This is a genomic window from Vibrio coralliilyticus, assembly GCF_024449095.1.
Taxonomy (GTDB): domain Bacteria; phylum Pseudomonadota; class Gammaproteobacteria; order Enterobacterales; family Vibrionaceae; genus Vibrio; species Vibrio coralliilyticus_A.
Map to the genome: position 1 here is coordinate 1203947 of NZ_CP024628.1, position 13441 is coordinate 1217387.

11 protein-coding genes are annotated in these 13441 nt (G+C 44.6%); 7 read left to right on the forward strand and 4 right to left on the reverse strand.

The window, feature by feature from the left end:
* Nucleotides 1–246 precede the first annotated feature (246 nt).
* The 3 genes from glyA (at nt 247) to gcvP (ending at nt 4943) form a co-directional block, all read left to right on the forward strand.
* Nucleotides 247–1542 carry a serine hydroxymethyltransferase gene (gene glyA / locus CTT30_RS20945; protein WP_252036886.1) on the forward strand — a complete coding sequence of 432 codons (1296 nt, stop codon included), beginning with the start codon at nt 247–249 and terminating at the stop codon, nt 1540–1542.
* A gap of 36 nt (nt 1543–1578) precedes the next feature.
* Nucleotides 1579–1959 carry a glycine cleavage system protein GcvH gene (gene gcvH, locus CTT30_RS20950; RefSeq protein WP_006961445.1) on the forward strand — a complete coding sequence of 127 codons (381 nt, stop codon included), beginning with the start codon at nt 1579–1581 and terminating at the stop codon, nt 1957–1959.
* Between the two features lie 119 nt (nt 1960–2078).
* Nucleotides 2079–4943, forward strand: coding sequence for an aminomethyl-transferring glycine dehydrogenase (gcvP, locus tag CTT30_RS20955; protein WP_252036887.1), 2865 nt, complete (start codon nt 2079–2081; stop codon nt 4941–4943).
* Nucleotides 4944–5122: 179 nt separating this feature from the next.
* Here gcvP and CTT30_RS20960 read toward each other — a convergent pair whose 3' ends face one another.
* Complete coding sequence (locus CTT30_RS20960) at nt 5123–5398, reverse strand: hypothetical protein (RefSeq protein ID WP_239863704.1); 276 nt, start codon at nt 5396–5398, stop codon at nt 5123–5125.
* Nucleotides 5399–6131: 733 nt separating this feature from the next.
* Here CTT30_RS20960 and CTT30_RS20965 point away from each other — a divergent pair.
* Together CTT30_RS20965 and CTT30_RS20970 are read left to right on the forward strand one after the other, a co-directional pair.
* Nucleotides 6132–7220, forward strand: a complete 1089-nt coding sequence (locus tag CTT30_RS20965) for an alpha/beta hydrolase (RefSeq protein WP_252036888.1) — start codon at nt 6132–6134, stop codon at nt 7218–7220.
* A 457-nt stretch (nt 7221–7677) separates the two neighbouring features.
* On the forward strand, nt 7678–8151 hold the full coding sequence (locus CTT30_RS20970; protein ID WP_252036889.1) for a GNAT family N-acetyltransferase: 474 nt from the start codon (nt 7678–7680) through the stop codon (nt 8149–8151).
* A gap of 364 nt (nt 8152–8515) precedes the next feature.
* On the opposite strand, the gene CTT30_RS20975 is transcribed toward CTT30_RS20970, so the two are convergent.
* The 3 genes from CTT30_RS20975 to CTT30_RS20985 form a co-directional block, all read right to left on the reverse strand.
* A complete protein-coding gene (locus CTT30_RS20975; RefSeq protein WP_239864528.1) occupies nt 8516–8776 on the reverse strand; it encodes a DUF5062 family protein in 261 nt (86 codons plus the stop codon).
* A 95-nt stretch (nt 8777–8871) separates the two neighbouring features.
* Complete coding sequence (locus CTT30_RS20980) at nt 8872–9948, reverse strand: threonine aldolase family protein (RefSeq protein WP_252036890.1); 1077 nt, start codon at nt 9946–9948, stop codon at nt 8872–8874.
* Between the two features lie 61 nt (nt 9949–10009).
* The gene (locus CTT30_RS20985; protein ID WP_252037630.1) at nt 10010–11806 is read right to left on the reverse strand and encodes an ABC transporter ATP-binding protein/permease; all 1797 of its coding nucleotides are present in this window, start codon (nt 11804–11806) and stop codon (nt 10010–10012) included.
* Between the two features lie 387 nt (nt 11807–12193).
* Here CTT30_RS20985 and CTT30_RS20990 point away from each other — a divergent pair, with 387 nt between their 5' ends.
* Nucleotides 12194–13129 carry a universal stress protein gene (locus tag CTT30_RS20990; protein WP_252036891.1) on the forward strand — a complete coding sequence of 312 codons (936 nt, stop codon included), beginning with the start codon at nt 12194–12196 and terminating at the stop codon, nt 13127–13129.
* Between the two features lie 81 nt (nt 13130–13210).
* Entirely contained in the window at nt 13211–13402 is a 192-nt protein-coding gene (locus CTT30_RS20995) for a hypothetical protein (RefSeq protein WP_252036892.1), read from the forward strand.
* Nucleotides 13403–13441 lie beyond the last annotated feature (39 nt).

The following is a 13441-nucleotide window of genomic DNA, read 5'->3' on the forward strand; positions in this document are numbered from 1 at the left end:
TTTGGTTGATTGTTCCTGTAACAACCGCTATGTTACCAACTTGTTAGTTGTAGAGATGCGATTTCCGAGCTGACTGATAGATTGATTTAACAGTGAGATTCGGCTTTTCCCCGAGATTTGACACATCGCTTAGGGGTATAGAATTCACCCTGTCTTCGGTGTTTGAGGGCAGTAAACAGAAAGAGGACTAACGAGAACGATAACCCTATTAATAATCTCGTTAGCACGAATGGAAGGTCATCTACCATGAACAACACTTACCAAAATCACAGCCTAGAGAACTTTTTCTCGACTAATCTTGCTGCTACAGACGACGCGGTTTTCGCAGGAATCCAAGCGGAAAATACTCGTCAGAGTGAACAAATCGAGCTCATTGCTTCAGAAAACATTGTTTCTAAAGCAGTGATGCAAGCTCAAGGCACTTGCCTAACCAACAAATATGCAGAAGGCTACCCTGGTCGTCGTTACTACGGCGGTTGTGAACATGTTGATACCGTAGAGGCCATTGCGATTGAACGCGCTAAACAGCTGTTCAAATGCGATTTTGCTAACGTTCAGCCTCACTCAGGTGCACAGGCAAACGGCGCAGTCAAACTTGCTCTGCTTCAACCTGGCGACACTATCCTTGGCATGTCTCTGGATGCTGGCGGCCACCTAACTCACGGTGCGCGCCCTGCTCTTTCTGGTAAATGGTTCAATGCCGTTCAGTACGGTGTGGATCGTGAATCACTAGAAATCAACTACGAAGATGTTCGTGCTCTAGCCCTTGAGCACAAACCAAAAATGATCATCGCTGGTGGTAGTGCTATTCCTCGTACTATCGACTTCGCAAAATTCCGTGAAATCGCTGATGAAGTTGATGCGATTCTAATGGTTGATATGGCGCACATCGCAGGTCTGATTGCAACTGGTGCTCACCCTAGCCCACTACCACACGCACACGTTGTCACAACGACAACGCATAAAACATTGCGTGGCCCACGCGGCGGTATGATTCTGACCAACCACGAAGACATTATTAAGAAAATCAACTCGGCGGTATTCCCTGGCCTTCAAGGTGGCCCACTGATGCACGTTATCGCAGCTAAAGCCGTCGCTTTCGGTGAAGCTTTGGGCCCTGAGTTCAAGACTTATATTGATTCGGTGATCAATAACGCAAAAGTTCTCGCTGAAGTGTTGCAAACTCGCGGTTGTGACATTGTGACTGGCGGAACAGACACGCACCTAATGCTGGTGGACCTTCGCCCTAAGGGCTTGAAAGGTAACAAGGCTGAGGAAGCGTTGGAACGTGCGGGGATCACATGTAACAAAAATGGCATCCCATTCGATTCAGAGAAGCCTATGATTACATCGGGCATCCGTTTGGGGACGCCTGCGGGAACAAGCCGCGGCTTTGGCGCTGAAGAATTCAAACTCATCGGTAACTGGATTGGCGATGTACTGGACGGATTGGTGAACAACCCTGAAGGTGACGCAGAAGTAGAACAACGCGTTCGCAAAGAAGTGAAAGCGCTGTGTAATCGCTACCCACTTTACCAATAAACAATTTAATCAAAGTTATATTTTGGAGATTAAGCAATGGACAACACACTGAAGTTTGCAGATAGCCACGAGTGGGTACGTGACAACGGTGACGGCACAGTAACTATCGGTATTTCAGAGCATGCACAAGAAATGCTAGGTGACGTTGTATTCGTAGACCTACCTGAAGTTGAAGCAGAGATCGAAGCGGGTGATAGCTTCTCTTTGGTTGAATCTGTAAAAGCAGCTTCAGATATCTACGCACCAATCACTGGTGAGATTCTAGAAATCAACGAAGAGTTAGAAGATAGCCCAGAGCTAATCAACGAAGAACCTTTCGAAGGCGGTTGGATTGTTAAAGTGAAGATGTCAGACGCATCAGAGCTAGACAATCTGAAAAGCGCAGAAGAGTACCTAAACTCGATCGAAGACGAGTAATTAGGACGAGTTTAAAGCTGCCCCCAAACGGGAGGCAGCTTTTTTTCAAAGTTCGGACGTATAATTATTTATATCAGTAATGATATCCGATACCCGAATGATGGAGTAGGTAAAGGACAATGACTGAATTACTTCAAAGCCTCAGCACACAAAATGAGTTCGTTGCTCGCCACAACGGCCCAAATAAATCTGACCAACAAAAAATGTTGGATGCGATCAATGTTGCCAGTCTTGACGCACTGATCGACGAAACCGTACCAGCTCAAATTCGCCTAGAACAGCCAATGACAATAGCTGAAGCATTGAGCGAAGCAGACATGCTGGCTGCGATGCGTGAATTCGCAGATCAAAACCAAATTAAACGTACATTCATCGGTCAGGGTTACTACAACACCTTTACACCAAACGTGATTCTACGTAACGTATTGGAAAACCCAGGCTGGTACACAGCTTATACCCCTTACCAACCAGAAATTTCTCAAGGCCGTTTAGAAGCACTGCTGAACTATCAGCAAATGGTGATGGACTTGACGGGAATGGATATCGCTAACGCGTCTCTTCTTGATGAAGCAACTGCTGCTGCTGAAGCTATGACACTATGTAAGCGTGCCGGTAAGAGCAAGAGCAACGTTTTCTTCGTCGCAGATGATGTTCACCCGCAAACGCTAGAGGTAGTTAAGACTCGCGCCAAATACATTGGCTTTGACGTACTCATCGGCTCCCTTGAGTCACTTCCGGAACACGATGTCTTCGGTGCACTGGTACAGTACCCAGGTACTACGGGTGAAGTCCGCGACCTAACAGACATCATCGCCAAAGCACAAGCCAACAAAACACTGGTTGCCGTCGCCACTGACCTACTTGCTTCAGCACTATTGAAGCCAGCAGGCGAAATGGGTGCAGACGTTGTCATCGGCTCCGCTCAACGTTTCGGCGTGCCTATGGGTTACGGTGGTCCACACGCAGCCTTTATGGCGACACGTGACAAGCACAAACGTACCATGCCTGGTCGTGTTATCGGTGTATCCATCGATACAAAAGGCAACCAAGCGCTACGTATGGCCATGCAGACTCGTGAGCAGCACATCCGCCGTGAGAAAGCGACATCAAACATCTGTACGGCTCAGGCGCTACTGGCAAACATGGCGTCATTCTACGCGGTATACCACGGCGCAGAAGGTCTACGTACTATTGCTCGTCGTACTCACCACATGACAGCTATTCTTGCAGCTGGTCTGACTAAGTCAGGCTATGAGCTCGCGCACAACAGCTTCTTCGATACCATTACTATCAACACTGCTGGTAAGACAGAAGAGCTGTACGCGAAAGCACAAGCAGCAGACATCAACCTACGCAAGCTAGACGGCAAGCTAGGTGTGAGCTTCGATGAGACAACGACAACAGGCGACATCGAAGCGCTATTTGCCGTATTCGGCGTAAAAGAAGAAATCAACGCGCTTTCTTCTGAAATCGCAGGCAACGAGTTCGCAGCAATTCCTGAAGCGCTTCGTCGTACTTCAGAATACCTAACTCACCCAGTGTTCAATACACATCACAGCGAAACGCAGATGATGCGTTACCTGAAACAGCTTGAGAACAAAGACTTCTCGCTGACGCACGGTATGATTCCGCTGGGCAGCTGTACTATGAAGCTGAATGCCGCGGCTGAGATGATCCCTGTGACTTGGCCTGAATTTGGCTCAATTCACCCATTCGCACCAATCGAACAAGCAGCGGGCTACTCAGCTCTAGCGAAAGACTTGAAAGAGAAGCTGTGTGAAATCACAGGCTACGACGATTTCTCCCTACAGCCGAACTCAGGTGCGTCTGGTGAGTACGCAGGCCTCATCGCGATCCAACGCTACCATGACAGCCGCGGTGAAGGTCACCGTAACGTTTGTTTGATCCCAAGCTCAGCGCACGGTACTAACCCTGCGACAGCCTCTATGGTCTCAATGAAAGTGGTCGTAGTGAAATGTGATGACGACGGTAACATTGATATGGCAGATCTTGCCGCTAAGATCGAGAAGCACAAAGACAACCTCTCTAGCATTATGATCACTTATCCTTCTACGCACGGTGTGTACGAAGAGCAAGTGAAAGAAGTGTGTGAAATGGTTCATGCGGCTGGCGGTCAGGTTTACCTAGACGGCGCAAACATGAACGCACAGGTTGGTTTGACGTCTCCAGGCTTCATTGGCTCTGACGTTTCTCACTTAAACCTTCACAAAACCTTCTGTATCCCACACGGTGGTGGTGGTCCGGGTATGGGCCCTATCGGTGTGAAATCACACCTAGCGCCATTCCTTCCTGGCCACATCGAAAACGGTGTTGAAGGCGAAGACTTTGCAGTCTCTGCGGCAGACCTAGGCAGCGCTTCTATTCTACCTATCTCTTGGGCTTACATCGCCATGATGGGTGAAGCTGGCCTTACAGATGCAACTAAAGTTGCGATTCTGAACGCGAACTACATGATGGAGCGCTTACGCCCTCACTACCCTGTTCTTTACCGTGGTACGAACGGCCGCGTAGCACACGAATGTATTATTGATATTCGTCCGCTTAAAGAAGAAACAGGTATCAGCGAAGAAGATATCGCGAAGCGTCTGATGGACTACGGCTTCCACGCACCAACTATGTCGTTCCCTGTTGCAGGTACGCTAATGGTTGAGCCAACAGAATCCGAAGATTTAGAAGAGATCGACCGCTTCTGTGACGCGATGATCGCCATTCGTGAAGAAATGAACAAAGTGAAGAATGGCGAATGGCCACTAGAGAATAACCCTCTGGTTAATGCACCGCATACTCAAGTTGATCTGACTGCTACAGAATGGGATCGCCCATACTCGCGCGAGCTTGGCTGTTTCCCTTCACCTGCCACTAAGTCTTGGAAATACTGGCCTACCGTTAACCGTGTAGACAACGTATACGGTGACCGTAACCTAATCTGTTCTTGTCCTAGCATCGAGAACTACGAAGACTAAGTTATTGTTCCTGTACAGATAAAAGTAAAAGTATCCACCGGCATAGCCGGTGGTTTTTTGTATAGAGAAAAACTCAGCTAGGCTGAGGGTCTCTATACAAAAAAACCAGCGACGATGTCACTGGCTGATATGTGCTTAGTTTGTACAGGCTAGCGGTTAAGGTACGCAACTATGGCGAATTACTGCTTCTTACCGCTTACTTGTACGTAATCGATGCCAATAATACGGTTGATGATACCCATAACAGAGCTTGTATCAGAATTTGTTGAGTGAATTGTTTCAACCGTAGCGTCTTCTGGTACTAATTCCATTGCACGATCTTGAGTGTTACCAGGAACTTGGAAACCGACAATATTGAAGCTTTCAGCGTGCGCTGTGTAAACTTCATCGTTATGAGTAATACCTGAACAACCTGCTAGAGATACAATGCCTAAGACACACAATAACTTTTTCATAAAAATACCTTAAGGATAATGGAGAGTTTAGATAGTAAGTCTATGGTTCCAACTGCCAACAACGTGTGAATTAACGTTTAAAGGTTTACTTTGCTAATATTTAATTTTAGCTGTAATGACAAACCATCTACGGCAGAGGCATAATTATCTAGACTAAATAAATTCATAAGGAAACAGTATCCCTATCAATGTGGAGCATTATTCCAGAGCTGTTTTGTAATTACTGTATGAGTTTGTAAGACTAATTGTTACATAGCTAATAATTCCCTTACTAGATAACAATGATAAATACCTCACCCTTTAAGGCTCGCTCTGACAAGCCCTTACGGTTGTATTGTATTGAGCACAGATATCCTCTAACCATGGTCACTCTTGGTTTGGTTACACAGCCATCAGTCTCTGTTTCTAAACCACCGAAATAATCAAGTCGTCATTGCTTACGGTCAACATTAAGATTATACCCTTGTAGTACTTTTAACTTATACGAAGCTACGTAAGTAAGTCTTTTTTTAGTTATTCAATATTTCATATTGAGCTAAGTATCTTCGTGATAAGTGACTGAAATTAATAATCAAATACTTTTCAATCTAGTCAACGAATTCAATTCTGATATGAGTTTAATCAGAAAAAAAGATAATGACCAAAAACACATACAAACTCTTACATTCTCAGGACAGATAATTTAATAGACAAATAATAGAGTTTTCCTATCTTAAATTTTTGGGAAAACGACATGAACCACTTTCGAAATATATTATTTGCGTTACCTTTTATTCTCTTAGTTGGATGTAATTCAGGTAAAGAGACAACCAAAGCTCAAGTGAAGCCCAAGGCTGATTACGTATTTTCATCAGCTAAACTTGAAGAGTTGTTAAAAGAGCAACAAGAGCTCCAACAAGAAGCCATAAAGCTTGATTATGATGGTGTTCAATATAAAACCATCTTGTTTGCGGAAGATATCAGTGGTGTGCAAAAAGTAGTTAAGATTGCGGATAGCTTAGGTCAAAGTGTGGATCTATACCTTCCTGATGCTGGATTTGATGACTGTGCAATTTATAGTGAGGGTAATTTTATTGATTTTTTTGATTGTGGTGCGGCTCAACGCTCAATTGGAAATGATACAACGTTAATTAAAACAACGACGAATACTAAAAAACAAGTGACACTTGAATATCACAATGAAGGGATTCAATACGTTACTACCCTCGGGTCTACCATTCTGAATAACACCAAAAATGGAAACAAGGTAACGATCACTACATCCTTTGCCTTCAACGCATTTTATCGTGATGTACTTCAGGACACAGGCACTGTTGAGCGTATTAGATCTACTCTTGGCGCGACAACTTATTCACAACTTTTCGATATCGTTAAGCTATATCAAGGTTTTGAGATGACTTTGAAATTTAATAATCATATCGGTGGTAGTGCTGATGATGATATCAACATGTACACTGGTCTCATGATAAATAGAAATAATATGGCCACAATCGTTACTCCAGTGGGTTCTGTGTTTTCTGGCGGCACAGATCTATTCGCAGCGGGTAATCCACGAGTGTTACAACGAGCAGACAACACTAAGGCCATTGAGTTAAATAAGCAAATCGGTGTGCATAGCTGGGGTGAAGGCAATAAAACAGCCAAAGAGTTCCCATACACTAACGAAAGTCATCGTAAACAAGCAACTTACTTTAAGCAAATGCTGGGAGAAAAGGGTATTGACTTCTATATTTTCACTTTGGATTCTGCACCGGCAAGTGGCGAACATTGGATGACCAAATCTGACTCAGACAAATATAGTTTCATCACCCATATTGAGTAGATTCATCGGTACTCGCGTTATTTGGCACGGGTCATAAAGCCAAATATTAAACGCTTACCATTTAAAAAGTTAGGACTTCTCTAGCGTACTGATTGTTGGTAGAAATCAGACTTATCCTAACCAATTAGCGCAGGGCGAAGAACAAGTCCTCACAAGAGGCGTTGTGAGTAAAATTCGGAGTTCATATTTCTACAATGGAAACAGATTAAATAGGAAAACAGGAGCTTCCACCATCATGATTTGAGAACGTCACCCTCTATTGTGATCATTTATCTCGGTCAAAAACGATTGGTGAGCTCCGGCATGCTACAGATAAAGAACCCTATCAGTTCGGTAGCAAGCTTCGATTAAAGAAAGGAAAAAAGACATTACTATTTTTATAGATCAGGAATTGCCTATCAAGATCTTTATATTGCGTAAATAGCTTTAGATTAATACCTATCCGAGGAAAATAACCATGAATAACGCTAGCTTTTTAAAAGTAAACGGCAACATCATCGATGATATAATTGATCTCACGGTGGAAGAGTCTCAAAAACATCTCATTGCTAGCAACGCAGAGTGGCTTGCTCAGGCAAGTTTCAACGACAGCAGTATCAGCTACGCCATTTATTTAGACCAAAAGCCGGCAGGGCTCATCTCCCTTATCGATCCAAGACTACTCGACAAGTTCGATGATCACTTTCAAAAAGAGCACTTGTACGTGTGGCGTGTCATGATTGACCATCGCTTTCAAGGTAAGGGATTGGGAAATCAAGCGATTAACTTCAGTAAGCGATATGCTTCAATGATCGGTTTACAAGGAGTGTCCCTGACCACAATGGATAAAGAAGAAGGTAATGCGCTCTCTGTTTATCAAAAGCTTGGCTTTACCCCGACAGGCAGAAGGCTTGATGACGAAATTGAATTAATTTTTAGTTTCAATAACTAATTTAAATTTATATTACATTATTAATTAGCAGGTAAAAGTATCCACCGGCATAGCCGGTGGTTTTTCATAGGCGCCTACTGGCTACCCCCTAGCAGGCACGTGGTGGTACCTATAACTTTTTCCTTCGGCCCGCAGACAGGCTACCTCAATACGGGGTCGATAATTGCTCTCCCACCGCTATAGAAGTTTTAAACAAAGCGGTGGAGCCCAAATAGTTTCATATTCCAAAACTATTTTTGAGCACATATAAAAAATCCCCACTAAAAAAGTTAGTGAGGATTATCATACGATCCTAGGATGCTTCAAGCCTCTAGACCGCTCGGCACTAACCCATTTGGTTCGCCTTTTTACATCTGGATCTTTTCTATTTTAAAGGATCGTTATCAGGCAATGCACTGTGGATCCACAATGCGAGTCTATGCTTGATATTGGCACCGTCAAGTTTGCTATCAGGTAACGGTGTTATCTGCTTAGCATCAACTAAAAATAGGTAAATCGCTTTGACTCTCACTGGTTGAGGCGACTGAGGCAGCTCGAATCCCTGCATCTTAGCCATCTTTGCACCTATTTCTAGCGCTTTCTTAACCAGCTTATCTTCATTGTGCAGCTTGGAGTTTTTTGACATTGATAGAGTCCTCTATAAAGAATCCACTTAGAATACATTAAGCTTCCAATTAGGCATGTTAACCGGCTCTCAGATTGAGAGCCCATGTGATTGACTCACGCCTTGTCACCCAGCAGCTTAGCGAAAAAATCTCTCAGAGCATTGTCTTCGTACTCCAATAGATTGTCACCAACATACCATTCTATGATGGATTGATTTGGATGCGCGGTAACTTGTGGGTGACCAAACCAAATACCTTCTTTAGTGGCAAAAGCGTGTTGTAGCTCTTTCACTTCTTGACAACTAAAAGGAACAATTAGATGCAGCATATTTGACTGAGGCTCAGCGGGTCTCACTGCAAGAGCCGGAAACTCTCGGATAATCTTGTAAACTTGTTTAGTTCGCTCAAAAAGAGCAGGCAGTTTTGCCAACCTATCGTCAAACTGCATTGCCGCTGACACAATATAAGGTGTGCGATGATAAACGTTTCCTCCCTGACGTTTCATCCAAATCGATGCGCGCTCAACAAATTCCTTTGATCCTAGTAGCATAGAGCCACCCAGACCGTTGATCCCTTTGTAAAGTGATACATAAGCGGTATCAAAGCCTTTAGCGATTTGATGATATTCCTTCTGATAATAGGCAGCGGTTTCCCATAGTCTTGCACCATCCATATGGAGATGGATATCATTCGCTGAGCAGTAAGACTTAATCTCTTCTAAACTTTCCCAACTTGGCAGTTGGCCACCAATTTCACGCATTGGCAATTCATACAATACCGCCGCAATTTCATCCGGCCATGCCTGGAGATCACTTAATGACCATGTCTGATATAGGTTACCAACCGGAAGAATACTGAAACGATTTTGCAGTTGATAACCTTGCCTTTCATGGACATAGATATGGCTGGAAGGGTGCATCGCCACCACTGGATTGCGTTTCTGTTTGGTGACCAACTCCAACACGGTTGGTTGTGTCATCGTTCCCGTGATGACAAACAAACCAGCTTCATAACCAAGCAAATCCGCCACTTTCTGCTCAAACGCCTGAATGGTTTCTCCTTCGCCATATATATCGTGAGCGACATTATGCTCCTCACACCATGCTGCCATTTTGGCAAAGTGCTCGGCGGGTGATTCTTCTTTATTGCCGGGTAAAATCGTATGACAAAGCTGTTTCAACTGACTGCTCATTATTATTCTTTCCTTGAGTTTGTAGAGATGTTTGTTTTCCGCCATCGCCTATGGGTAAGCGTTATCGGTCCATAGGCTTAAACTGCAATTCAACCAACCGCTGGTACAGCTCACAGCTTTGCAGTAACTGATTATGGTTGCCCACATCCACAAGCTGACCGCTATCTAACACCGCAATCTGATCAGCATGCTGAATCGTCGACAAGCGATGAGCAATGATGAGGGTCGTGCGGTTCTGCATAAGCGCTTCCAACGCCTGTTGAACATGGTGTTCACTCTCGCTGTCTAGTGCGCTGGTCGCTTCATCCAAAAGCAAAATTTTAGGATCTTTGAGAATAGCCCGTGCGATGGCGATACGCTGACGCTGACCACCTGACAAGCGCACTCCCCGCTCACCAAGGAAGCTATCGTAACCTTGTGGTAATTTCATGATGAAATCATGTGCGTGTGCTTTTTTCGCGGCTTCAATTACTTGTTCATCTGTCGCTTCAGGGCTACCGTAGCGAATGTTGTGTAACACATTATGGCTGAACAAAGCAGGTTGTTGAGGCACCAACGCCATTTGCTGACGCAGTTGATTAGGATCCAGTTGGCGAATATCAACGCCCCCTAAAGTCACTTGCCCTGATTGTGGGTCATAGAAGCGCTGTAGAAGTTCAAACAGTGTCGTTTTCCCTGCGCCAGATGGCCCAACCAAGGCCAATACTTTTCCTTCTTCAGCCTTGAGTACTAAATTCTCAATTGCAGCATGTTCTGGTCGCGATGGATAATAGAATGTAACATCCTCAAACTTCACTTCGCTGGTAAGGTACTGAGCCGAGACGGCTTTATCGTTTGGAGCAACAATATGGCTTTCGACGTGCAGAATTTCAACCAACCTTTCGGTGGCTCCTGCCGCGCGCTGCAATTCTCCCAGCACCTCAGAAATGGTTGCGAGTGAAGAAGCCACCATAATGGCATAAAAGACAAACGCGCCGAGATCACCTCCAGACATAGTTCCATGGATAACATCACGACCACCCACCCAGAGCATACCTGCAATTGCGCTAAACACGATGACAATCACACCCGAAATCAATATTGCGCGTTGCTTAACTCTTTGCCGACCAATCTCAAACGCCCGCTCAACCTCCATAGCAAATGAAGCTCTTTCTTGTGCTTCATGGCTGTAGCTCTGAACCGTTTTGATATGCTCAATGGCTTCACCTGCATAACTCCCTACATTAGCCATTGAGTCTTGACTCCGACGGGACAAAGCTCTTACTCGGCGGCCATAAAACAAAATAGGGACGAGAATAAAAGGAACCGATGCTAGAACGATCAGCGTCAATTTGATATTGGTTGCAAACAGCATGATTAACGCGCCAATGCACATCAAAGCGCTACGCATCGCCATCGAAAATGAAGAGCCAATGATACTTTGCAGCAAAGTCGTGTCCGTTGTGATCCGTGACATGATGTCGCCACTACTATGAGTCTCAAAGTAGCTAGGGTGCAGAGTTATCACATGGTTGAAAACCGCTAACCTAATATCGGCACTCACGCGCTCTCCTACCGAAGAAACAAGGTAAAAGCGAAAAAAGGTCCCAATTGAAATCATCACCGTCAGTAAGAGGATGAGTTGAATAGCATTACTGAGCTCTTGCGTCGACTGCTGGGCAAAACCTTCATCTATCAAAAGTCGTACACCTTGGCCAACTGACAGTGTTAATGACGCCGTCAAAACCAACGCCACCAGCGCGGCGATAACTTTCCACTGATATGGTCTAATGAATTTAATCAGTTCTAGAAGAATGCCGAGATTCTTACTTTTTCCTTGGGAGGATGAGCCGGTTTGTTGATCAGGGGTGGACCCCATCTGACGCTGCTCAGCACTTTGCATAAATACGCCTTGGTTAGTAGCAGTTCAGGTCAAAGCGACAACTAGCTTCCACCATACTATGCGAGACAACTGTTAATGAGATTACCACTGGGTCTTGAGATCATTCAATACTTGTCACTTGAGAGGGTCTTAGTAGCACTTAGGTCGCTAACTTCTAAACGAACAACGCAGCGACACCCAACCCGTATCATTTTGTTACATCCTCTCAAGCATATGACTCATTTACGGCATTAAAGCCTTTTGAATATGGATGCAACCTCCTGATTGAGAACAAATATCATTCCCCTCATAAGCCGTTACAATTCTATGTTGGCGAATATGTCTCTCAAGTGATTTAATTTAACTACTACCAAGGAGGTATGCATGAGACGATTCGAGAACATACTTTTTGCTACACAAGGATTTCCTGGCCATAGTGATGCTCTAGGCCAAGCACTTCGAATTGCTGCCAACAATCAGGTACCTGTTGCTGGCTTAGTTGCCTGCCCTGACTTCCCAGGTGACATGCAACAGTATCAGCAAACCTACCAACAATCTCTACGCAGCTCTGTACAACAGAATATTGAGCAGATCCGTGAAAAGAATGACATTTCACCTGAGCAAGTGCCATTCCCACTCACCGTTAAAAGTAGCGAACAACCTGCGGTTTGTATCATTCAAGAAGCGATTACAGCCAATCACGATCTGGTGATCAAAGAAGCTGAACCACTCAATGAAGGCACTGACGGATTCAAAGCCATTGATATGACGCTGCTACGTAAATGTCCATGCCCAGTTTGGTTACAACGAGTGAGTGATAAGCCTAGAGGAAAGCGCCGTGTTGCAGTCGCTATTGACCCAATGACATCGAGTGCAGAGCAACATGATCTCTCGTTGCGTTTACTTGAACTTTCTCGCTCAATTGCAGATACCTGTGACAGCCGCCTTCACATCATTTCTTGTTGGGAACATTACTTGGAGAACTATCTCGACAATCACGTATGGATTCAAGTCGATGAAGAACAACTCACCAACGATATTTTGAACGCACGAAAAAACCACCAGCAAGCTCTGCAGATGCTTATCGACGAATCTGGTATCTCAGGAGATATAGTGATACATCGAATTCATGGCAAGCCAGATGAAAAAATACCTGAAAATGTCGATGAGCTGGAAGTCGATGTGTTAGTTATGGGTACTTTGGCAAGAACCGGTATTTCAGGTTTTGTGATCGGCAACACCGCGGAGAATATATTGCAATCCATCAATTGCTCATTGGTGGCCCTTAAGCCTGAAGGCTTCGTCTCGCCGATAGGATAAAGCCACAAGTTGTTTTACTGATCCTACAACCTATTTCAGTGTTTTGAAAGTTCGCTTAAAAAAGCGACTCAGGAGGAAAGTATGAAACCACTATGTCCAATTTGTCATACGGAAATGCTTGAACGCTCCAATATCCACATCTGCCCAAGAAATGACATCGGTGATTGTTCTTTCGATGCCTTAAGTCTCGGAGAGAACGAGCCGGCTTCTGTGCTAAACCAGGAGCAGACAATGAGAGAGTTACGCTCGTATACGGTATCAGAGTGCAAATAACCCTATGGTAATCTTGTAAAAATAAAGAGTGCAGCACCG